Annotated in this window: 21 protein-coding genes; 12 read left to right on the top strand and 9 right to left on the bottom strand. The window is 67.7% G+C overall.

The annotated features are described in order from the left end of the window. Window positions 1-94 precede the first annotated feature (94 nt). The 7 genes from TACI_RS01065 to TACI_RS09375 all read left to right on the top strand — a co-directional run bounded on the left by TACI_RS01065 (window position 95) and on the right by TACI_RS09375 (window position 8812). On the top strand, window positions 95-1273 hold the full coding sequence (locus TACI_RS01065) for an NAD(P)-dependent malic enzyme (RefSeq protein ID WP_012868970.1): 1179 nt from the start codon (window positions 95-97) through the stop codon (window positions 1271-1273). Next, complete coding sequence (locus TACI_RS01070) at window positions 1266-1841, top strand: DNA-3-methyladenine glycosylase I (RefSeq protein WP_012868971.1); 576 nt, start codon at window positions 1266-1268, stop codon at window positions 1839-1841. The genes TACI_RS01065 and TACI_RS01070 overlap by 8 nt, the downstream gene beginning before the upstream one ends. 7 nt (window positions 1842-1848) lie before the next feature. Further along, window positions 1849-3696: an aldehyde ferredoxin oxidoreductase family protein gene (locus TACI_RS01075; protein ID WP_012868972.1), complete on the top strand. Its 1848-nt coding sequence runs from the start codon at window positions 1849-1851 to the stop codon at window positions 3694-3696. 55 nt (window positions 3697-3751) lie between these two features. Next, the gene (locus TACI_RS01080) at window positions 3752-5017 is read left to right on the top strand and encodes a class II fructose-bisphosphate aldolase (RefSeq protein ID WP_012868973.1); all 1266 of its coding nucleotides are present in this window, start codon (window positions 3752-3754) and stop codon (window positions 5015-5017) included. A gap of 94 nt (window positions 5018-5111) precedes the next feature. Next, entirely contained in the window at window positions 5112-6626 is a 1515-nt protein-coding gene (locus TACI_RS01085) for a FapA family protein (protein ID WP_423218553.1), read from the top strand. Window positions 6627-6650: 24 nt separating this feature from the next. After that, window positions 6651-7169: a GNAT family N-acetyltransferase gene (locus tag TACI_RS01090; RefSeq protein WP_012868975.1), complete on the top strand. Its 519-nt coding sequence runs from the start codon at window positions 6651-6653 to the stop codon at window positions 7167-7169. Further along, window positions 7166-8812 carry a DEAD/DEAH box helicase gene (locus TACI_RS09375; RefSeq protein ID WP_012868976.1) on the top strand — a complete coding sequence of 549 codons (1647 nt, stop codon included), beginning with the start codon at window positions 7166-7168 and terminating at the stop codon, window positions 8810-8812. Before TACI_RS01090 ends, TACI_RS09375 begins: the two co-directional genes overlap by 4 nt. On the opposite strand, the gene hisIE is transcribed toward TACI_RS09375, so the two are convergent. The 7 genes from hisIE to TACI_RS01130 are packed head-to-tail and all read right to left on the bottom strand — an operon-like array spanning window position 8809 to window position 13836. Beyond that, on the bottom strand, window positions 8809-9426 hold the full coding sequence (gene hisIE, locus TACI_RS01100) for a bifunctional phosphoribosyl-AMP cyclohydrolase/phosphoribosyl-ATP diphosphatase HisIE (RefSeq protein WP_012868977.1): 618 nt from the start codon (window positions 9424-9426) through the stop codon (window positions 8809-8811). The genes TACI_RS09375 and hisIE overlap by 4 nt on opposite strands. Further along, the gene (gene hisF, locus TACI_RS01105) at window positions 9423-10187 is read right to left on the bottom strand and encodes an imidazole glycerol phosphate synthase subunit HisF (protein WP_012868978.1); all 765 of its coding nucleotides are present in this window, start codon (window positions 10185-10187) and stop codon (window positions 9423-9425) included. Before hisF ends, hisIE begins: the two co-directional genes overlap by 4 nt. Continuing rightward, complete coding sequence (locus TACI_RS01110) at window positions 10184-10882, bottom strand: 1-(5-phosphoribosyl)-5-[(5-phosphoribosylamino)methylideneamino]imidazole-4-carboxamide isomerase (RefSeq protein ID WP_012868979.1); 699 nt, start codon at window positions 10880-10882, stop codon at window positions 10184-10186. Before TACI_RS01110 ends, hisF begins: the two co-directional genes overlap by 4 nt. Continuing rightward, window positions 10883-11464: an imidazole glycerol phosphate synthase subunit HisH gene (hisH, locus tag TACI_RS01115; RefSeq protein WP_012868980.1), complete on the bottom strand. Its 582-nt coding sequence runs from the start codon at window positions 11462-11464 to the stop codon at window positions 10883-10885. Window position 11465: 1 nt separating this feature from the next. Then, the gene (gene hisB, locus TACI_RS01120) at window positions 11466-12035 is read right to left on the bottom strand and encodes an imidazoleglycerol-phosphate dehydratase HisB (RefSeq protein WP_012868981.1); all 570 of its coding nucleotides are present in this window, start codon (window positions 12033-12035) and stop codon (window positions 11466-11468) included. Then, entirely contained in the window at window positions 12032-12655 is a 624-nt protein-coding gene (gene hisG, locus TACI_RS01125; protein WP_012868982.1) for an ATP phosphoribosyltransferase, read from the bottom strand. The genes hisB and hisG overlap by 4 nt, the downstream gene beginning before the upstream one ends. Then, entirely contained in the window at window positions 12649-13836 is a 1188-nt protein-coding gene (locus tag TACI_RS01130) for an ATP phosphoribosyltransferase regulatory subunit (protein ID WP_012868983.1), read from the bottom strand. The genes hisG and TACI_RS01130 overlap by 7 nt, the downstream gene beginning before the upstream one ends. 149 nt (window positions 13837-13985) lie before the next feature. Here TACI_RS01130 and TACI_RS01135 point away from each other — a divergent pair, with 149 nt between their 5' ends. From TACI_RS01135 to TACI_RS09380, 5 genes are read left to right on the top strand one after another with little or no spacing between them, the layout of a single operon-like run. Continuing rightward, window positions 13986-14804 (top strand): HAD family hydrolase, encoded by an 819-nt coding sequence (locus TACI_RS01135; RefSeq protein ID WP_423218554.1) that lies wholly within the window; start codon window positions 13986-13988, stop codon window positions 14802-14804. After that, complete coding sequence (hisC, locus tag TACI_RS01140; RefSeq protein WP_012868985.1) at window positions 14801-15889, top strand: histidinol-phosphate transaminase; 1089 nt, start codon at window positions 14801-14803, stop codon at window positions 15887-15889. Before TACI_RS01135 ends, hisC begins: the two co-directional genes overlap by 4 nt. Next, entirely contained in the window at window positions 15882-17042 is a 1161-nt protein-coding gene (locus tag TACI_RS01145) for a YbaK/EbsC family protein (protein ID WP_012868986.1), read from the top strand. Before hisC ends, TACI_RS01145 begins: the two co-directional genes overlap by 8 nt. Then, window positions 17043-18032 (top strand): formimidoylglutamase, encoded by a 990-nt coding sequence (locus TACI_RS01150; RefSeq protein ID WP_164925087.1) that lies wholly within the window; start codon window positions 17043-17045, stop codon window positions 18030-18032. Continuing rightward, window positions 18029-20764, top strand: coding sequence for an AAA family ATPase (locus tag TACI_RS09380; RefSeq protein WP_012868988.1), 2736 nt, complete (start codon window positions 18029-18031; stop codon window positions 20762-20764). Before TACI_RS01150 ends, TACI_RS09380 begins: the two co-directional genes overlap by 4 nt. Here the strand turns inward: TACI_RS09380 and TACI_RS01160 are convergent. After that, on the bottom strand, window positions 20761-21237 hold the full coding sequence (locus TACI_RS01160) for a PTS sugar transporter subunit IIA (protein ID WP_012868989.1): 477 nt from the start codon (window positions 21235-21237) through the stop codon (window positions 20761-20763). The two genes, TACI_RS09380 and TACI_RS01160, sit on opposite strands and share 4 nt — an antisense overlap. After that, a complete protein-coding gene (locus tag TACI_RS01165; RefSeq protein ID WP_012868990.1) occupies window positions 21234-22172 on the bottom strand; it encodes a DUF7916 family protein in 939 nt (312 codons plus the stop codon). Before TACI_RS01165 ends, TACI_RS01160 begins: the two co-directional genes overlap by 4 nt. Window positions 22173-22177: the final 5 nt, after the last annotated feature.

Genomic DNA, 22177 nt, shown 5'->3' on the forward strand with positions numbered 1-22177 from the left:
ACGTCTTTGCATGTAGTATAACCCCTAAGTTACGGATCCGGAATTTGATTTTCCCGCCCGGTTAGTTTACTTTTAGGGTGAAAGGAGTGATCCCATGAGCGACGTTTACCAGAGGTCCCTGGAGCTTCATCGGGCTCACCGGGGCAAGATATCGGTGGAGAGCCGGGTGCCCATCGAGACCCGGGAGGACCTGGCCCTGGCTTACACCCCCGGTGTGGCGGAGCCCTGCAGGGCCATAGAGGCGGATCCGGCGGAGGCCTACCGGCTCACCTCCAAGGGGAACATGGTGGCGGTGGTCACCGACGGCAGTGCGGTGCTTGGCCTTGGGGACATAGGCCCCCTGGCGGCCCTGCCGGTCATGGAGGGCAAGTGTTGTCTGTTCAAGCATTTCGCCCAGGTGGATGCGGTGCCCCTCTGCGTGGACGAGAGGGATCCGGACCGGTTCGTGGATGCGGTGGCCAAGGTGTCGGTCTCCTTCGGCGGGATAAACCTGGAGGACATAGCGGCCCCCCGGTGCTTCGAGATAGAGCGCAAGCTTCAGGAGAGGCTGGACATTCCGGTCTTCCACGATGACCAGCACGGGACCGCGGTGGTGGTGGCCGCGGCGCTGATGAACGCCCTGGAGCTCCTGGGCCGCCCCCTGGAGGACTGCCGGGTGGTGATGAACGGCATAGGGGCCGCCGGGTCCTCCATCGCGGAGATGCTGATCCACCTGGGCTGTCGGGACCTGGTGCTCTGCGACCGCTACGGGGTAATGGACCGGGATGACCCGAGGCTATCGGACCGCCAGCGGGAGCTGGCGGGGCTCACCAACCCTAGGAGGGTCAAGGGGGGCCTGGCGGAGGCCCTTTCGGGGGCCCAGGTGTTCATCGGGGTCTCCAAGGGGGGGATACTCACCCGGGAGATGGTTTCCTCCATGGCCAAGGACCCTATCGTCTTCGCCATGGCTAACCCTGTGCCGGAGATCTTCCCTGAGGAGGCGCTGTCCGCCGGGGCCTTCGTGGTGGCCACCGGCAGGAGCGACTTCCCCAACCAGGTGAACAACTGCCTGGGCTTCCCGGGGATCTTCAAGGGGGCCCTGTCGGTCCGGGCCCGGGAGATAAACATGGAGATGAAGCTGGCCGCCGCAAGGGCCATAAGGGACGTGATCGCCTCAGAGGTCGAAAGGGACCGGGTCATCCCCGATGCGCTGGATCCTAGGGTGGTGCCCGCGGTGGCCCGGGCGGTGGCGGAGGCGGCGGTGAGGACCGGGGTGGCCAGGACCATTGGCTGAGGGCCCGATCCGCTGCCCCTGGTGCCTCAAGGACCCCCTCTACGTGGCCTACCACGACCTGGAGTGGGGGGTGCCGGAGAGGGATGAGCTTAAGGTCTTCGAGCACCTGTGCCTGGAGACCTTCCAGTGCGGTCTGTCCTGGCTGCTCGTCCTCCGGCGTCGACGGCACCTCCGTGCGGCCCTCCTGGGCTTCGATCCGGAGGCCCTGGCCTCATGGGGGGAGGGGGAGATATCCGCCGCCCTCCGGGCGGAGGGGATGATCCGGTGCGTTTCCAAGGTGAGGGGGGTGGTGCGGAACGCACGGACCCTCCTGGACCTGTGGGACCGGGGGCTCCGCCTGTCGGACCTGGTCTGGTCCCCCTTTGGTGGTGAGACCCGGGTGAACCGGCGAAGGCTGGGGGAGGCGCTGCCCCCCAGCACCCCCGAGTCGGAGGACCTGTCCAGGCGACTAAGGGGGCTGGGCTTCTCCTTCGTGGGCCCCGTGGTCTGCTATTCGCTCATGCAGGCCCTGGGCGTGGTGGACGACCACGTGGTGGAGTGCGTGAGACATCCTTCTAGACGGGGGTGAAGTTAAGGTGATTCTGACCCGTTTTCACGTGGACCTGTCCTCCCGCCGGGTGGAGCGGGAGGATGTGGACCCGGTGGAGGTGCGTCGATGGGGTGGCGGCAAGGGGCTGGCGCTACCGGTCCTACTGGACCGGATCGGCCCATCGGTGGACCCCTTGGGTCCCCAGAACGTGCTCATCCTGGCGGCGGGGCTTCTGACCGGCATGCCCTTTCACGGCATGTGCCGCTACGGGGCCTACGCCAGGAGCCCCCTCACCATGGGCTACGGGGAGAGCGAGGCGGGGGGCTTCTTCGGCCCCGGCATCCGATCCCAGGGGGTGGACTCCCTGGTCCTCACCGGCAGGGCGGATGAGACCTGCTACCTGTGGGTCCAGGACCGCCAGGTGTCCGTGATCCCCGATCCGGCCATGGCGGGGATGGAGACCGGGGAGGTGATGGACCGCCTCCGGGATCGCCACGGGGACTGCACCGCCGTGGTGGTGGGCCCCGCGGCGGAGGCCCTGGTGCGGTTCGCCTGCATCGTCAACGACCTGCACCACGTTAACGGCCGCTCCGGGCTGGGGGCGGTGATGGCCTCCAAGAACGTGAAGGCGGTGGCGTGCCCCTCCCCCAGGGCGCTCCCGGTGCAGGACCGGCAGCTCCTGTCGGAGCTACAGCGGCTCTTCGCCGGCTGGCGGGATCACCCGGGGGCCATGGGGCTCCACCGGTACGGCACCTCCGCCACGCTGATGGGGCTCAACTCCATGGGGATGCTCCCCACCCGCAACTTCCGGGAGGGGATCTTCGAGGGGGCCCAGGCCATAGGCCACGAGGCGCTGACGGACCGGTACCTGATCGACCGGGGCGGGTGCTTCGCCTGCGCGGTCCGGTGCAAGCGGGTTGCGGGGGGAGGCCGGTACGGGGCGGACAGCCGCTACGGGGGGCCCGAGTACGAGACTTTGGCATCCTTCGGGTCCCTCTGCGGGGTGGACGACCTGGAGGCGATCCTCAAGGCCCACGAGCTCTGCAACCGGCTGGGGCTGGACACCATATCCTGCGGCATGTCCATCGCCTGGCTCATGGAGTGCGTGGAGGAGGGGCTTGTGGACCCGGGGGACGCGGTGGTGTCCGGCTTCGGCGACCCGGAGGGGATGCTCAGGCTGATCCCCATGATTGCCTCCCGGACCGGGGTAGGGGACCTGCTGGCGGAGGGGACCCATCGGGCCGCCAAGAGGCTGGGCAAGGGTAGCTCCCGGTTCTGCCTCACCATAAAGGGCCAGGAGATGGCCATGCACGACCCAAGGGGGAAGGTGGGGGTGGCCCTGGGGTACGGGGTGGCCGCCTCCGGGGCGGACCACCTGCAGGTGCCCTACGACACCCTCTTCACCAACCCGGAGTCCTTCGCCTGTGAGGCGGTGAAGCCCCTGGGCATCCTGGAGAGCATGGACCTCACCGGCTTCGCCCCGTCGAAGGTGGCCGCCATGGGGGAGCTGTGGAAGATATGGGGGGCCATAAACCACCTGGGGGGGTGCTACTTCGTCTTCGCCCCCAGGAGCTACTTCCCCCTGGAGCGGATACCGGACCTGGTGAGCGCCATGACCGGCTGGAGGACGTCGCTGATAGAGATATCCAAGATGGGGCACCGGGGACACTGCGCCGCCCGGATCCTGAACCGCCGGCTGGGTCAGGGGGCGGAGGACGACAGCCTGCCCCTTAGGATGCACCAGCCCCTTCCCCACGGGCCCTTCGAGGGGCGCCCCATAGACCCGGGGGAGTACCGGCGGGCTCTGGAGATGTTCTACCACCTGATGGGATGGGACCGGGAGGGGAACCCCACAGAGCACACCCGGCTGGCGCTTGGGCTTCCTTTGGATTAAAATAAACCTAAGGTAAGTCGGCCACCGGGCCGAGAGAGGAAGGAGAGTGGGTTTCATGTTGGACGTGAACAGCGGCTCCTACCGGGAGCTAATGAGGCGCAGGCCCCTTAACGTTCAGGCCCGATTCGGCGGCGAGGACGTGGCGTTGGTGAGCGGCCGGGACGTGGCGGGCGCCATGGGTGAGGCGGGGGCCATCGCCCTGGCGGCCAACGCCAGGAACGCCCTGGTGATCAAGGGGGTCCTCAAGGCGGCCAAGCGCTGCTCCGCCGCGGTCTACATAGAGCTGGCCAAGTCGGAGTCCACCTACTGCGGGGCCAACTACGAGAACATACCGGAGTACGCGGCCCGCTACTCCGCGGAGCTGGGGCATGGGGTGGTCTTCGCCCTCCACGTGGACCACTACGGCATAAAGGGGGAGGAGGACGTCCTCAAGGGGGTGTCCCACCTTCAGCACATCATATCCCGGGGCTTCACCTCCGTGGCGCTGGACGCATCCCACCTGCCGGACTACCAGAACCTGTGCGCCACCCGGGACCTGGCGGACTGGATCCCCTCGGGCCTGGGCCTGGAGGTTGAGGTGGGGGAGATAAAGGGGGCGGGTGAGCTCTCCACCGTGGAGGAGGCCCTCTACTTCATCGGGGGGCTCAACGCCTGGGGTGTCTTCCCCGACTACCTGGCCATATCCAACGGGAGCCTCCACGGCACCTACGACTCCTCCGCCGGGGTGGTGGAGGGCATAGACCTGGGGCGCACCAAGGAGATCGCGGACGCCATAGCCCCCTACGGGGTGGCCATAGCCCAGCACGGCATCTCCGGCACCCCCCTCGACAAGGTAAAGGCCTTCAGGAGCTACGGCATAAGGAAGGGCAACGTGGCCACCCTCTTCCAGAACGTGGTCTTCGGCCTGGAGATGGACCCCGACACGGGGAACGCGGTCATCCGGGACGGATCCTACGTAAAGGACCCCTCCCGGGGGGTCAGCAAGGCCCTCTGGGACAGGATGGTGGAATGGTGCGACTCCAAGGGGATGAGCCGCAAGAGCGGGGACTACAAGAAGCTGAACCTGCCCTTCCACGACGCCATCATGGAGGAGTCGGAGGATATCCGGGACAGGATAGTTGACGAGGTCGCCTGGTGGGCCGAGCGGTTCATGAAGGCCTTCGGCGCCGAGGGCACCGCCGAGAAGGTGATGGAGATAGCCCTCCGCCGGAGGGATCACAACGCCTCGCCGGAGAGGAAGGTCCTGGGCTGTCGGGCGGACTTCGGCCCCGAGAAGGCCCCCAACTCCACCAAGAGCTCCAACGGGGACTACAGCGACTGATCCGGTCCAGGGGCGGGGGCGGTCCTCCGCCCCTTTTGATATATTTACGATTGAGCTCGTTATAGCTTGAATCGGGGTTTCACAAGCGGAGGGGGTGAGCCAGTTGAGCCAAGGCGACGACCGGGACAGGAGCAGGGAGGAGCTGTTCGCCGAGAACCTGGAGAGGTTCATCGCCGACATGGACCGCCGCCTGTCCGGCATGGAGCTTGGGCGGGACGTGGTGGACGCCAGCTACCGGCTGGAGGTCTCTAGGGACCGCATGTCCGCCCGGCTGGACCTTTTCCCCCCCTTGAACGGCGGTAGCCCCCTGGACTGGCTGGTGCTGGTGGATCGGCTATCCTCCGAGGGGTTGAGGGGGCTCCTGACCGAGGAGATAGCCTCCGCGGTGGACCGGTGCAACTCCGGCCAGGTGGTCAAGGATGTCGTGGTGGCCCGGGGGACCCCGCCGGTGCCCTCCGAGGAGGGGCGGGTGGAGATCCTCTTCCCCTTGAGCATGGAGGAGAGCCTGGATGAGGACCAGGACCTGCCCCTTCATCTCCGCAAGGTGGTGAAGGTAAGGGCGGTGCGCTCCGGGGATCGCCTGGCGATCTTCCATCCCCCCAAGCCGGGCAGGAACGGCGTTGACGTTTATGGGGAGGAGATCCCCGTTGAGGATCCCAAGGACGTGTCCCTGTTTCCCGGTCCTGGGGTATCGATCCTGGAGGACGCGAGGACCTACGTGGCCTCCCGGGAGGGGCAGCCGGTGCTGGATGGCCGGACGCTTCGGGTGGACCCGGTCTTCGAGGTCCGGGGTGACGTGGGGGTCTCCACCGGGAACGTCCGGTTCGACGGCAGCATCGTGGTCCGGGGAAACGTCTCCGAGGGGTTCTCGGTGGTGGCCGGCGTGGACCTGGAGGTCTTCGGGGGGGTCTTCAACGCATCGATCCAATGCGGCAGGGACTGCGTGGTCCACGGGGGCGTGGTTGGGGAGAGGGCCTCTGTTGAGGCGATGGGTAGCGTTCTCCTTCACCACCTGGAGCACGGCCGGGTAATATCCGATGGGCCGGTGACGGTGGAGAGGTACTCCCTGAACGGCAAGATAAGCTCCGGCGACCGGGTCACCGTCAAGGGCAACCGGGGGGTGATGGGGGGGGTGGTGATCGCCCTGTCCACGGTGGACGTCACCTCCGCCGGTAGCCCAGCGGAAGTTAAGACCCTGCTGGCGGTGGGGACCAGCTTCCGGGTCCAGGCCCAGCTGGAGAGGCTCAAGGGGGAGCTCCGGGACGTGGTGGCCTCCATAATGAGGGCGGAGAACCTGGTGAGGGCCGTGTCCGACCGGGTCAAGGACCTGAGCTCCCTGCGGGAGGATGTGCGGGAGCGGATAGGCAAGGTGATGGCCCTCTACGAAGGCCTCAAGAGACAGGAGGGGGAGATCAAGGCCCGGATAGCTGTGTTGGAGGAGATGCTCAGGTCCTCCGCCCAGAACGGGCTGGTGAAGGTCCGGGGGGAGGTGCACCCCGGGGTGGTGGTGGAGGTCTCAGGGGTCAAGAGGTACGTGATGGAGCCCATGAGGTACGTGTCCTTCTACCTGGGGGAGGACGGGGAGGTTACCTTCGGCCCCTACAGGTGACCATTTATCTTGGGAGGTGATGGTTTGTCCCGGTCAGACACGTTCGAGATAAGGGACGGGGTCCCGGCCGACGCGGGGCGCCTGACCCAGATAGCCTACGCCGCCAAGGCCCACTGGGGTTACGACCCCGCCACCATAGACCAGTGGGCGGGGCCGCTGACGGTGACGGAGGATTACATATCGAGCAACCGGGTCTTCGTGGCCTGCGACGGGTCCGGGTACCCGGTGGGCTTCTCGTCTCTTTTGTGGGATCAGGGCCGATGCGAGCTGGATCACATGTGGGTGGATCCCCCCCACATGGGGCTAGGCCTTGGCCGCCGGCTCTTCGAACACGCGGTGAGGGAGGCGGCCCGGGCGGGGGCCAAGTGGGTTTGGATCCTGTCGGACCCCTTCGCCGAGGGGTTCTACCGCCACATGGGAGCTTTCCGCATCGGCGACTGGCCCACGGTGGTGACGGGGGAGCGGCGGATAATCCCCGTGATGGCCTACGACATAGAGCCCGGGGCCTACGACAGGTACGGAAGGGTGGATCAGCCAAGGTGAGACGGCCCGACAGGGAAGAGGATCTGGAGTTTCAAGGCTCCCCTGGGGAAGGTGGGGGCCTGTTCTATCCGTGGCAGGAGGAGGCCTGCCACGCCATAGGGGGAAGGGATGCCATCCTGTCCGCCCCCACCGGTAGCGGCAAGACCTGGGTGGCCTACCGCTGGGCGGGACTCATGGACCGGGAGGGGCGGCCCAACATGCCCGCCGGCCGGGTTATCTTCACCGCCCCCATAAAGGCCCTCTCCAACGAGAGGTACCTGGACCTTAGGAACATGGGGTTCGACGTGGGGCTGGAGACCGGGGACTTCAAGAAGAACTCCGATGCCCCGGTGCTTTGCTGCACCCAGGAGATATACACCCTAAAGTACTGCCGCAGGCCCAACCAGCGGGTGATAGTGGACGAGTTCCACTTCATCTTCGGCGACCCCGACCGGGCCAGGGCCTACATGGACGGCATAAGGGGGACCCACAGGGACTCCCGGCTTCTGGTCATGTCCGCCACCTTCGGGAACCCGGGCACGGTTAAGGACTACCTGGAGGAGATGGCCCAGAGGGATTTCGTCCTCTACGAGACCTCCCAGCGGGTCACCAGGCTGGTTTTCCGCCGGAAGGGGGTCAAGTTCTCCCAGATCCACGACGCCCTGGTCTTCGCCTTCTCCCGCAAGGGGGTGGAGTACGTGGCCCGGGAGATAGCCCGGACCCGCAAGAGGCTCCCCCGGGAGGACCGGTCCAGGCTTAGGGAGATGGCCTACATACTTGAGGTGGACCAGATCCCGGAGGTGCTCCTGAAGGGGGTGGGGATCTACTACGGCAGCCTCCTACCCAAGGAGAAGCTCTTGGTGGAGATGGCCTTCCGGGAGCGGGTGCTGGACGTGGTGGTGGGCACCGACGCCCTGTCGTTGGGGGTTAACCTGCCCGCCGAGACGGTGGTCTTCGCCCAGCTGGCCAAGTTCTTCGACGGGCCCCTCACCAAGAACGAGTTCCTCCAGATGTCCGGCCGGGCGGGCCGGAGGGGCTTCTTCGAGACCGGGTACGTGACCTTCATACCCAAGAGCCGTTGCGAGCACCCGGACTACGACACCGAGCGGCTCTACGCGAAGCTCCTGGGGGCCCCCAAGGAGCCCGCCAGGATCGAGGTGCGCCCCGCGGTGGGGGCCCTCCTCCGGAAGGAGCGCACCTACGAGGAGGAGGCCCGGGTGGTGGCCCAGTGCTCCCTCCCCAAGCGGGAGTTCGAGACGGTGCTGGCGGAGATAGAGGAGACCATGTACCTCATAAACCGGACCGTGGGGCTGGTGAAGGACCCCGAGACCCGCCGGCGGCTCAAGCGGGTCCTGGGGGACCTGTGGTTCGACGAGATGAGCGTCCCCTCCAACATAGGGGCCGCCCACCTGTTTGTGCGCCACGGCACCCCCCACGCGCTGGACCTGGCGGAGGTCCTGAGGAGGGAGGAGAGGAACTACCTCCAGGCGCTCCTCAAGGTGAAGCGCTACGCCAACCGGCTCCCCGAGGGGTACTCGATCCAGGGGCTGGACGAGCTGGATCAGGAGGTCAACCGGATCGACCCCACGGTCTTCGGCTTCGAGGAGAAGATAGGGCAGCTCAAGGTCTCCGAGGAGGGCTGGGACCTGGATGAGGAGGTCTAGCCCCGGGCCTGGTGACGGGCCATGAGGACCTGCTCCGCGTCAAGCAGAGTGGCGTCCACCCGCCGGAGGGCCACGGTGAGGTGGTACAGCAGGTCCGCCGCCTCCTCCACCGCCCTCTCCCGGTCCATGGTGGCCACCGCCAGGGCCACCTCCACCCCCTCCTCCCCCACCTTCTGGGCGATCCTGGAGGCCCCCCTCTCCCAGAGGGAGCGGGTGTAGCTCCCCTGGTCACCCCGGGAGATCCGCTGGTCCACGATCTCTGCAAGCCGGTGCAGGAAGAGGCACGCCTCGCCGCCGGAGCCCTTGAGCACCCGGTGGAAGCAGGACCTCTCTCCGGTGTGGCACGCGGGGCCCGACTCCTCCACCAGGTACAGTATCGAGTCCCCGTCGCAGTCCAGCCGCACCTCCAGGACCCTCATGGTGTTCCCGCTGGTCTCCCCCTTGCGCCACAGCCTCCCCCGGGAGCGGCTGAAGAACCAGGCCTCCCCCCTGTCCAGCGTGAGATCCAATGCCTCCCGGTTGGCGTAGGCCAGCATTAGCACCCGGCCGCTCCTGGCGCTCTGGACCACCACCGGAAGCAGATCTTCATTTCCCCACTCGATCCGGTCCGTCATGCCCTCACCCCCCTCCTAACCGGGATCCCATGGGAGCTCAGGAAGTCCTTCAGGTCCCCGATGGGTATCCCGCCGTAGTGGAACACCGAAGCGGCCAGGAGCCCGTCAGCGCCGGCCCGGGCGGCCTCCAGGAAGTGCTCCCTCCGTCCCGCCCCGCCGGAGGCTATGATGGGCAGGTCCGTGGCCTCCCGGGCGGCCTGGAGGGCCTCCAGGTGGAACCCCTCTTGGGTCCCGTCCCGGTCGATGGAGGTGAGCAGTATCTCCCCCGCCCCCAGGGATTCCACCCGCCGGATCCAGTCCACCATGGATATCCCGGTGGGTTCGGTGCCCCCGCAGGCGTGGACCTGGAACCCCAGGGGGGAGCTCTTCACGTCCACCGCCACCACCACCGCCTGGCTGCCCAGCGCCAGGGCGCAGCGCCTAACCAGGTCCGGGTCCCGGAGGGCGGCGGTGTTCAGGCTCACCTTGTCCGCCCCAGCCCGGACCAGCTCCACCGCCTGCTCCGGGCTGGATATGCCGCCCCCCACGGTGAAGGGGATGGTCATCACCTCCGCCACCCTGCAGGTCCACCCACGCATGGTGCCCCTTCCCTCGCCGGAGGCGGCGATGTCCAGGAAGACCACCTCGTCGGCCCCCTCGATACAGTACCTCTCCCCCAGCTCCGCCGGGTCCCCCGCGTCCCTAAGGCCCTGGAAGTTCACCCCCTTGACCACCCGTCCGCCCTTCACGTCCAGGCAGGGTATGATCCGTATCATGGTCAAAGCCTCATCGCCTCCTCGATGGAGATCGCCCCCTCGTACAGGGCCTTGCCCAGCACCGCCCCCGCGGCCCCCGCGTTCCTAAGGCCCCTAAGGTGTCCCAGCTCCCCGATGCCCCCGGCGGCGATTATCCCGTACCGGGCGCATATCTTCCGGTACCCCTCCAGGTCCGGCCCCGAGAGGGTCCCGTCCCGGTCCCCGTCGGTGACCAGGAAGAGGGAGAACCCCACCCGGGACAGGTTCTCCAGCGCCCGATCCACCGGTATGTCCGTCCCCTGGGTCCAGCCCTTGACGGAGACCCTCCAGCCCCGGTGGTCTACCGCGGGCAGGATTGCGGGGCCGAAGAGACGGTGCGCCTCCACTACGTCCACCGACCGGTCGAAGAGGGCGCTTCCCATCATCACCCGGGTTGCCCCGGCGGAGAGGGCGTCCCGGACCGACTGGATGCTGCGGATCCCACCGCCGAACTGGACCTTGAGTCCCGCCCCGGCGAAGGCCTCCAGGGCCCACAGGTGGACGGGCCTTCCGGTCTTTGCCCCCTCCAGGTCCACCACGTGGGCCCACCGGACCCCCGCCTGGGCGAAGAGGAGGGCCATCTCCCCCGGGGAGGTGGGGTAGACGGTGGCGTCCTGGAACCTGCCGCCGGTGAGCCGCACCACCTTGCCCCCGTACAGGTCCACCGCCGGGTAGATCTCCAACTAGACCACCTCCCCGATGGCCCACCGGAGCAACTCCAGCCCCTCGGGGCCGCTGCGCTCCGGGTGGAACTGGAAGCCCATCACGCTGCCCTCCCGCACCGCCGCCACGAATTGCTCCCCATCTGAGCCGCAGATGGCCGCCTGAGATGGGCAGCTGCGGGCGCAGTAACGGTGGACGAAGTAGAATGTGTCCGCCCCCGGCCCCCCCTGGGTCCACTCTACCCGGTCCCAGCCCATGTGAATCCGCCTGCCCCCCCGATAGGGCTCCACGGTGCCCCGGAAGATCCCCAGCCCCCGGTGTCCCCCGTCCTCGAAGCTGAACTCCATCATCATCTGCATGCCGAGACAGATGCCTATGAGCCCCCGCTGGGCCTCCGCCCATCCGATCAGGGCCCGGTCCCATCCGGAGGCCCGGAGGGATCCCATTGCGCTGCCGAAGGACCCGACCCCGGGCAGGAAGAGGAGCTGGAGCCCCTCCGCCTCGCCGGGGGATCTGAGCACCCGGGCGTCCCGTCCGATCCTGGTGAGGGCCCGCCTCAGGTTCTCCAGGTTCCCCGCCCCGTAGTCCACTATGCCGATCACTTCACATCGCCCCCTTGGTGCTCATGGTCCCCTCCGCTGGTGCGAGAGCCTGCCGGAGGGCCCGGCCCATGGCCTTGAAGCAGGCCTCCACCGTGTGGTGCAGGTTTACCCCCTTGAGGACGTCCAGGTGCATGGTGATCCGGGCCTCGTTGGAGAGCGCCCTTGCGAACTCTAAGACCAGCTCCCCGTCGAACCCGCCGCAGCTCCCCCGGGGTAGCTCCCCGGAGGTGAAGGCCCCGGGCCTCATGGACAGGTCCACCGCGCACCGGACCAGCGCCTCGTCCATGGGGATCACCGCGTGACCGTACCGGACCCTTGGGGACCCGGGCCATATCTCCAGGAGGCAACGGCCCATGACTATCCCCAGGTCCTCGGTGAGGTGGTGCATGTCCACGTGGAGGTCCCCCTGGGCGGAGCCATGGAGGTCCATGCCCCCGTGGAGGACCAGGGCCTCCAGCATGTGGGTTAGGAACGACGGCTCCATGTCCACCTGGAACAGGCCCGTGCCCGGGTGGGTCAGCTCCAGGGATATGCGGGTCTCCCGAGTGGACCGGTCACACCGGGTTATCATCCGCTCACCTCCCGTATCCTCTCCAGCATGGGCCTTATCCGGTCCCACTGGAGGTTGAGGGCCCCCGGGTTGGCTATGAGGCGCATGGTGACCGGGAAGAGCTCCATGAGAACCGAGAGACCGTTGGCCTTCAGGGTGTTCCCGGTCTGCACTATGTCCATGATCACCTCCGCTATGCCAAGCGCTGGGGCTATCTCCACCGAGCCGTGCAGGGGCACCGTTACGGTCCTTAGCCCCCTCTGGGGTAGCACCTGGTCGGCGGTCCTCACGTACTTGGTGGCCACCCGCAGCTTTCTGTTGGGGCTGTTCATCAGCCCCTCCCGGGCCTTGGGGGGGCCCGCTATGACCATCCGGCAGGGGCATAGCCCCGTGTCGTGGAGCACCGCCACCCTGGCGCCGGACTCCAGGATCACGTCCTGCCCCGCCAGGCCCAGCTGGGCGAAGCCCATGTGCACCAGGGGCGGCACGTCCTGGGGCTTCACCAGGATGATCCGCATGTCCCTGAGGGGTATCTCCAGTCTACGGCCCGGGTCGGTGTCGGGGGGCAGGATGTCCGCCTTGGTGAGGAGCTCCGCCGCGTCCTCCATGGACCTTCCGGTGGGGATCGCCATGGTCAGCATGGGGAGTTCTCCTCTATGAAGCGGCTCACGGTGAGCCTCTCCCCGGTGGGCAGATGGATGGCCAGGCCCCCGGAGGGGTCGATCCAGTAGCGGATCCCCTTCATGGCGCAGATCTCCATGGACGATTGGGCCCTCCCGTGCCAGCTGACCTCGAAGGTTATCCCCCGGTCCGCCAGCCGCCGGGTGAACTCCAGCCCCTTGGAGGGGGGTAGGGGGCCGCACCACACCATGGCCCTTGGGGGAGGGACCTCCATGGGGGCCTTGGAGCCCAGGGCGGTCAGGTCCAGGGAGAAGCCCACCGCCTGGCCAAGCAGCCCCGCCCGCCGGAGCAGCCCGTCATACCTGCCGCCGCCCCCCAGGTGGGTCCCGTCTGGGGCGTATATCTCGAACGCGGGGCCGCTGTAGTAGTCCGGGTTGCGGGTGAGGGACAGGTCGAAGACGATCCTGACCCCCGAGTCCCGGGCGAACTCCCCGATCCTGTCCAGGTCCTCCAGCTCCCTTGGATCGAACCGGTGGCGCACCCGGTCCAGGAGGGACGGATCCCCCTTCATGTTGGGTATGTCCCGGAGGAGCTGGGCCTTGGGCGGGTCCCCAAGCCCATCCAGGATCCCCCGGTAGGCCACTAGGTCCCGCCGGCGCAGGGCCCCCATGAGCTCCTGCCCCATCCCCCTGGGCAGCCCCCGGAGGGCCCGGCGGAGCATGGCGGGATCCCCCACAACGAAGAGGTGATCCCCCATGCCCATCTCCCGGAGGGCCCGGTCCGCCAGGTAGATGGCCTCGCAGTCTGCCCCCTCCCCGTCGGCCCCCACGATCTCCGCCCCCGTCTGGTAGGCCTCGAAGGACTCCTCCGGGGGATCCGGCCGGCGGAAGGCCCGCTCGGCGTAGCATATCCTGATGGGCCGCTGGCGCCGCTCCTCCTGGCGCATCAGCTTCAGCACCGCCGATACGGTCACGTCGAAGGTGAGGGCGCAGGGCTCCCCGTGGGGGGACGTGAGGGGTACGATGGAGCCCGCCTTGGAGGGCTCCAGCACCTCCCAAAGGTCGTCCAGCCTCTGCACCGACGGGGGATAGATGGGCCTGTAGCCGTGCCGGATGAAGACCTCCATGGCCTTCATCCGGCAGGCCTCCATGGAGTAGGATAGCTCCTGGTGGGGGTTAAGCGCCCCTCTGGGGACCCGCATTACGGGGCACCTCCTCCCGGGGGACCCACCTGAGTTGGCGGTTAGGTGACATGGTCATACCTCCAGTGCCTTGTTAGCGTGATGAATTGGTAGCCGAAAGCGTGGTTTGCATGATATCATGGGGGCCGCGGAAAATCAACGGAGGTGTTGTGAAGTTGCGAATCGACGGGGTGATATTCGACGTGGATGGGGTGCTGGTGGACGTGGGGGGCTCGTATCCAAGGGTTATCCGTAGGGCGGTGGCCTGGGGATGGGAGGCCCTGGGGGGGGAGGTGGACTGCGAGGGTTACACCGATGAGCATCAGCGGGTCACCAAGGCCCACCGGGCCTTCAACGACGACTACGACATCCCCTGGGCCATGCTGTGCATGGCCAGATGCCGGGGGATAGGCCCCTTGAGCCGGTCCTTCCCGATCCCTGGTGAGTGGGAGGAGGAGCTGGCCTTATTTGACGGAGACGACCCGGTCCCCTGGGCCATGGAGCGGTTCGGAGAGCCGGAGTTCGACGGGTCCTTCCGGGAGGCGGTGAGGGGTTTCTGTGACAGGCTCTACGTGGAGGGGCTGGATGGGGAGGAGCCCTACTTTAAGTACGAGAGCCCCCTGATACGCCGCCGGTTCGACCATATACCCCTGCCGGTGGGGATCTACACCGGGCGTCCCTGGCGGGAGCTGGACCTGGCGTTCCGGTTGCTGGGGTGGGAGGACTTCCCCCGGCACCTGGCGGTGACCCCCGACAGTGGGATACTGAAGCCCTCCCCGGAGGGGCTGAGGATCCTGTGTCAGGAGCTAAACATCTCCAACCCCGCCTTCTTCGGCGACTCGGAGAGCGACCGGGCCGCCATGGAGGCCTTCGGCCGGGGGGTCTTCGTGGCCATAGGGGACAGCCCCGGGGGCGATGGTCCCAGGTTCTCCAACGTGGAGGAGGGGTTGGACTGGGTCCTGTCCCAGGCGGGGGGTGAGGGGCCTTGACGTTCCAGTTCGAGGCGCACCCCAAGCGGTCGCTGGAGAAGCTGGCCCCCTACGAGGCGCTCCCGTCCGGGGTTGACCTGCCCCGAGGGGACCTGGTGGTGATGAACGCCAACGAGAGCCCCTACGGTCCCTCTCCCCGGGCGCTGGAGGGTGCCCTGGGGGCCCTCAAGGGAGGGGTGAACCGGTACCCGGACCCCTCCGCCCGGGACCTCACCGGGGCCTTGAGCGCCCACTGGGGGGTGGAGGAGGACCGGATCCTGGTGGACAACGGGCTGGACGGGGTCATAACCCTGCTGGGGATCACTTTCCTTGAGGAGGGGGATCAGGTGCTACACGGGGAGGTGACCTTCTCGGTCTACAAGTCTCTGGCCATGAGGCTCGGGGCCGTATCGGTCCCGGTCCCCATGGGGGACCGGTGGGAGCTGGACCTGGAAGGCTTCCTCCAGAGGATCGCCGACAGGACCCGGCTCGTCTTCGTGTGCAACCCCAACAACCCCACCGGCACCCTGGTTTCCCACCGGCGGATGGAGGAGTTCATGAGCCTGGTGCCTCGCCGGGTTCTGGTGGTCTCCGACGAGGCCTACGGGGACTTCGCCGGGGATGACCTGCCTAGGACCCTGGAGCTCATGGAGAGGTACCCAAACCTGATCATGATGAGGACCTTCTCCAAGGCCTACGGCCTGGCTGGGCTTCGGGTGGGCTACCTGATCGCCCACCCGTCGGTGGTCATGGCCATGAGGCGGGCCAAGGAGCCCTACGGGGTCAACGCGGTGGCCCTCGGGGCCGCCCTGGGGGCCCTGGAGGACCGGGAGCACCTGAGACGCACCGTGGAGGCCCTCCTGGAGGGCCGGCGCTTCCTGGAGGAGGGGCTTGAGAGGCTGAAGGTCCCCTTCGTCCGATCCCACGCCAACTTCGTGTTCATGCCCCTGGGGGACCGGGCGGGGGACGTCTTCCGGGGACTTGTGGCCCGGGGTGTGCTGGTGAGGCTCTTCGACTCCCTGGGGGCCATCCGGGTGTCGGTTGGGACCCCCAAGGAGAACCTGGCCTTCCTCAAGGCCCTGTCGGAGGTGATCTGCGATGAGTGACGCCAATGGCGCGGTCTTCGTGCCCGCCCAGTCGAATCCCGCCAAGGTGAAGGACCGGGCCCTATGCTCCTTCGTTACCTCCGGCAAGGGGGCCTTCAACGCCAAGGAGGGGCGGCTCCTGCTTCTGCCTCTGGGGCTAGAAGCCCTGGGAGGGGTGGTTAAGCGCCTGTCGGACTGGATCGTATCCCAGGGGGGGGTGATGTGCGGGGGGGCGGAGGATCACGGGCACCTCAGGTCCCTGGCGGAGCGGTACATGCGGGACCATCGGCGCACCCTGTGGGGGGCCCACTGGGGCTACCAGTTCATCTTCGCCCGGTTCGACTCCCGGGGGGAGGTGTCCATAGGCAAGCCGGACCTGCCGGTGCTGGAGGTGCAGGAGGTGGAGCCCGGGGGGCTCAGGCGCCTCTGGGTGGTGCCCTCCCATGGGGATGCCCTGACCGGCCGGGAGCTCCTGGGTTGCCAGGGTTGCGGGGCCCTGTGGAGCGGCGACTCCCCCCTGGAGCCCCAGGTGGAGCCGGGGGAGATGGGGGATTTGCCCCCCATGGAGGAGGTTCACACCCCGTCCACCTCCACCATAGAGGATCTCTGCCGGTTCCTGGGGGTTGAGCCAAGGGACACCATCAAGACCGTGGCCCTGATGGAGGATGGGGGAGGCCGGCTGGCCGCCGGGCTTGTGCCGGGTGATATGGGGCTGTCCTACGCCAAGGCCTCCCGGGCCCTGGGCTACCGGGTGGTGATGGCGGATGACCGGGCGGTCAGGTCCCTTTTCGGCCCCTGCGCGGGCTACCTGGGGCCCGTGGGGATCCAGGGTGGGGATATAATAGCCCATGACTCGCTCAGGACCCCGCGCCCCATGGTGGCGGGAGCCAATCGGGTGGATCACCATCTGAGGAACGTGGTGCCCCTCAGGGACTTCCGGTGCTCCTTTGCGGACCTGGGGGCGCTGACCCCGGGGTCCCCCTGTCCCCGGTGCGGTGGGTCCCTGGCCCCCCGGCCGGTCCGGGTGGTGGGGGAGGTGACGATTCCCGACGACCCGGGGGAGATGGGCTTCACGGTCTCCTCCCGGGAGGGCAGGGAGAGCTTCTCCACCGTGGCCCTGGGGCGGGTCGATCTTGTGGCCCTGCTGTTGGCCATGGAGGAGAGTGAATCGTAGGTGTTGGACCTTCTGACGCCCCCCGATAGGGGGCTGTTCTTCACCAAGGAGGACCCCAAGGACCCCCGGATGGGGGAACTGGTGATCCCGGTGGACCAGAGCTTCGGGGACCGGGTGGTTAGCGAGTTCGACGCGGTGATCATAGGCATGCCGGAGGACCGGGGCGTGAGGGCCAACCGGGGCAGGGAGGGGGCCAGGCTGGCCCCCGATGAGGTGCGGCGTCACTTCTACAAGCTCACCCCCGGTTTCGGCCCGTCCCTTTCGGAGCTCAAGATAGGCGACCTGGGCAACGTCAAGGTGGAGGGGATGACCCTGGATGAGGCCCACGGGGCGTTGCGGTGGGTGGTCCGGTGGGTGTCCTCCATGGGGATCATCCCCATAGTGATCGGGGGAGGGCACGACAACTCCTACCCGGGGCTCTACGGCTTGAGCGAGGGGCTTAAGCTTGGGGAGGGGGAGCTGGGGGTGGTCAACGTGGACCAGCACCTGGACGTGAGGGACCTGAGCTGGGGGGGGGTGACCAGCGGGACCCCCTTCTACCGCTCCCTGGAGGAGATGCCCACCAGGTGCCTTAGGGGGCGGAACTTCGTGGAGTACGCCATCCAGGAGGGTCACAACTCCCCCTACTACTACGAGTGGCTCTGCGAGAGGCACGCCACGGTGATGACCTTCGATGAGGTGCAGGGGCGTCCCATGGAGACCTTCATAAGGGCGCTGCAGATAGCGGGCCGGGGCACCCGGGCAATAGCGGTGTCGGTGGACATCGATTCGGTCCGGAGCACCGACGCACCTGGGGCCTCGGCGGTGTCCCCCAACGGGCTGTCGTCCCACGAGCTGAACAAGATAGCCTACCTGGCGGGGCGTAGCTACAAGGTCAAGTACCTGGACGTGATGGAGATAAGCCCTCCGCTGGACCAGGACGGCAGGACCGCCTCCCTGGGGGCGGACGTGATATTCCGGTTCCTGAAGGGGATGTGCGAGCGGCGATGAGGCCCATGAAGGCCAGGCTCCTGGGGCCCATGGCCCTTTGGTCCCACGGGGAGGGGGTGCATCTGCCCTTCAAGAAGGCCTACGGCCTCCTGGCCTATGTGTTGGTGAACCGGCGGGTCCACCGGGACCGGCTGATGGATCTGCTGTGGGGGGATGTGGACCGGGTGAAGGCGTCCGGCAGTCTTAGGAACGCCCTCTACGAGATAAGGCGTCACCTCCCGCCGGAGGCCCTGGTCCCCCGCCGACTCTGGGTGGAGCGGGGGCCCGGTTGGGAGGTGGACCTGGATCTCCTGGAGGAGGGGAGGCTACCCCCCGAGGCGGGGGACTTCCTGGAGGGATTCTCCCTTCCCGAGTGCCCCCTCTTCGACGACTGGGTCTACCAGGTTCGCCAGCAGGTCCGGGAGCGGATCCGGCGGATGGTGCTGGAAGGCGCCGGTGGTGAAGGGGATCGGCACCTGATGTGGCTCTTCAGGTCCGATCCCACGGACCACCGAGTGGTGCCGGTGGTCATGGGTGCCCTGATGGGCTCCAACAGGCCCGGGGAGGCCCTGAGGGCCTTCTGGCTTCACCGTCGTGCCCTGATGGAGGACCTGGAGGACGGCCCTTCGGAGCAGGTGTTGGAGCTTCGGGATCGGGTGCTGGAGCGGGTGCTCCGCCGATCCAAGCTGGTGGGCAGGGACCGGGAGCTCCGGGCCGCCCTTGACTTCGCCGCCTCGCCGGGGGGATCGGTGGTCTGGATCTCCGGCGAGCCCGGGGTGGGGAAGACCCGGTTCGCCCGGGAGCTGGTCAGGCTCTCGTACCCCGCCAGGGCCCTCTGGGGCAGACCCACCCTCGGCAGGGTGCCCCTCTGGCCATGGGAGGACCTGCTGAAGGGTCTTAGCCCCATAGGTCATCTCCCTGGCGCGGAGGAGGCGGCCATGCGGCTAGGCCGGGTCTTCCCGTCCCTTGGGGTCAGGGGGCTGGACTTCCAGCCCTCCGACGCGGCATCTATAGGCGTCATGGCCTTCCGGATAATCCGGCAGGTGGCCAGGACGGAGGGGCCGGTGTGGCTCTGCTTCGACGACCTGCACCGGTTCGACCACCCGTCCCTGGAGGCCTTAAGGGCCTTCCTGTCCTGTCTTGGCGGGGATGGGGGCGTTTCGGTGGCCCTGGTGTCCCGGCGGGGGGATCACCCGATCCGTCGTCACCTGAGGTCCCTGAAGGGGCGGGGGGTGGAGCTGCTGGAGCTGGAGCTGTCCCCCCTGGACGTTAGATCCGGGGCCGCCATGTACCTGGCCCTCACCGGCGTGGAGCTCACCCCAAGGGAGGCGGAGGCGCTCCACGCCAGCACTCTGGGGCTTCCCCTCTTCATAGAGGAGGCGGCGGGGCGATCCTCCTGGCGGACGGACCTTCTATCCGGGGCGGTGGAGGGACTGATGGGGGACCTGTCCGGGCCGGAGGTGGAGCTCATGGAGGCCCTGTCGGTGCTGGACGGGCCGGTGGAGGTGGAGGACCTTCGGGAGGTTTCGGGCCTTTCGGAGGGGGCCTTCCGGGAGGCATTGAGGTCCCTGCTGGGGCTGAGGCTCGTGCGGCTCGAGGGGGGAGGAGAAGTGGTGGACGTGTACCACGGCATATTCAGGGAGTGCGTCTACCTTTCCATGGACCCCCTGGTCAAGGGGGAGCTGCACCGGAGGGCCGGAGGGGTCTTGGGCCGGAAGGGGGACCCCTTCTCGGTCCAGCGGGGGATCCACCACATGCGGCGCGGCGGGGATCCGAGGGGTGAGCTGAAGCTCCGGCTCAAGGATCTCACCAGGCACATGGAGCTCCACTACGAGCTGTTCCCTCCCCTGCCGGACGAGGCCCTCAAGGCCCCCTCCCCCTTTTACGGGGACCGGGAGGCCACCCTGGAGATGCTGGATCAGGTGGGCCCCCTGGTGGGCGCCTCCGGGGGGGACCGAGGTTACCTGGCCCGGTTCCTGATGTTGAAGGGGGGCTTCCTGCTCTGGTGGGGGGAGTACGGCCGAGGAAGGGGCATGGTCCTCCAGGCCCTGGAGCTGGCGGAAGGGCTGGGGGACGGGGTGCTGGTGCTGGGGGCCCTTCGGCGGCTTGGGTACCTTTACGTCCAGCTGGAGGACCACCGGTCCCTGGGGGACGTGGCGTCCCGGATGGAGGTGGCCTCCGGGGGAGACCTGCCCCACCTGGGGCTGGCGCTGAGGCTGAGGGGGCTGTCTTTGGCCTTCGCGGGGCTTCACCGGGAGGCGCTGGAGGTCTTTGGGGAGTCCGCCCAGGTGTTCTCCCTCCTGGGGGAGTCCGGGTTTAGGTACCACCTGAACCGCCTGGCGGCGGAGGCCTACCGGGGGGAGAGCACCTTCGCCATGGGTCGAAGGGAGGAGGGGCTCCAGCTGGTTCGCCGGTGCCTGGAGGAGGCGGAGTCCCTGGGGATGAGACGCTTGCGTCCATTCATGATGTCCCTGCTGGGGCGGCTGGAGTGCCTGGAGGGGAGATGGGCCGAGGGGGCCTGGCTGGGGGCGGAAGCCCTGAGGGCCCTGGATCAGATGCCCTGGTGGAGGATAGATGCCCCCACCCTGGCCATGGGGGCCCTCCAGGAGGCCCTGGAGGGCCGTAGGGACCGGGCCCGGTCCCTCATGGGGGAGGCCCGATCAGCCCTGGGGATCCGGAAGCCCTCCTGGGACAGTTTCCTGAGGCTGGCCCAGGAGGAGCTCCGGCGGCTCTCATCCTTGCCGGAGGCCTAGGGTTTGTAGGATATGATCTCCTCCCCGGCGCACACGCTGGAGCCCGGATCCTTGAGGACCCTCACCACCTGACCGGTGGTTATCACCACCGGGGACAGGATGGACGGGGCCTTCTGCCTTATCAGGTCCAGGTGGAACCGGATCACCGGCTCCTTTGCGCTCACCCGGTCCCCCTGGCGCCTCAGGGCCTCGAACCCCTCACCCTTGAGGTTCACCGTGTCGATCCCTATGTGGATCAGCACCTCAACCCCGTCGGGGGTCCTGACCCCGAAGGCGTGGCCGCTGTCCATGAGGACCTCGATGGTGCCCTCCACGGGGCTCAGCACCAGTCCCTGGGTGGGCTCCACCGCCAAGCCGTCCCCCACCAGTCGCTGGGAGAATACCTGGTCGGGCACCTCCGAGAGGGGGCGCAGGATCCCCGTGAAGGGGGACAGGATCTTGAGCTCCCTTGGTTTGAACCATCCGCTTATCATCGGGCTATCGACCTCGCCATCCGTCTGAAGGTGTGCCGCCGGCCCCTTATGGCCAGCGAGAGGGTCATTATGTTCTCCGGCACCGCCATCCCCGAGTACCCGGAATCGCCTATGTGCTGCACGTCCGCACCGCCGATCTTGGCCATCAGGGCCATCTGCCGTATGGTCTCCCGGTCCGAGCCCTCCTGAGAGGTGCCGATGGTGGACATGACCAGTCCCCCGAGCCGGTGGACCCTATCCGCCGCCTGGGCGAAGACCTCCTGGCTGAGGGACGGGACCGATCCGGGGCAGGGGATCAGCACCAGGTCCGCCCCGGCGGACATCATCTCCTCCGCCAGGTCCGGCAGGTCACCCCAGGGGGAGTCGGACATGGCGGCGTGCATCTTCCCGGCCCCTATGATCACCTCCGGCACCGCCCGGCGGATGGACCGGACCGCGTCCATTATGTGCCTCACCCCTATCCTGGTGTGGGGGTTGGCGGTGACGATAAGGAACGAGGCCCCCAGCTCCGCCGCCCTTCGGGCGTTCTCCGGGGTGGCCAGCCTCCCGGGGGGCAGGCTGACACCTCCCGGGTCCCCCAGGGGCTCCAGGTTGACCCCCACGGGACATCCGGTCAGGGCCCTGGCGAGGCGGATCCCGTTGGATGGCTCCGGCTCGTCCCCGTGGAAGAAGGAGGACCGGAAGAGGGACTCCAGGTCCGAGGGGTTGTGTAGCCCCTCCACCCGGGGGTCCTCCATGTCCAGCATGTTGAGTATTATCAGGTCCGCCCCCATGGCCTTGGCGAGCTCCGGGTTGCTGACGTCCCCCAGGAGGGGTCTGGAGCGGGCTATGACCTCCGCCGCCACTGTCCGTCCCTCGGCGGAGCGGATGCTCTCCAGCAGCTCCGCTGGGGACATCCGGTCCAGGTGGCTGGCCTGGAGATCCAGCATCCTCATGATCC

The organism is Thermanaerovibrio acidaminovorans DSM 6589 (assembly GCF_000024905.1).
In the GTDB taxonomy this organism is placed as follows: domain Bacteria; phylum Synergistota; class Synergistia; order Synergistales; family Synergistaceae; genus Thermanaerovibrio; species Thermanaerovibrio acidaminovorans.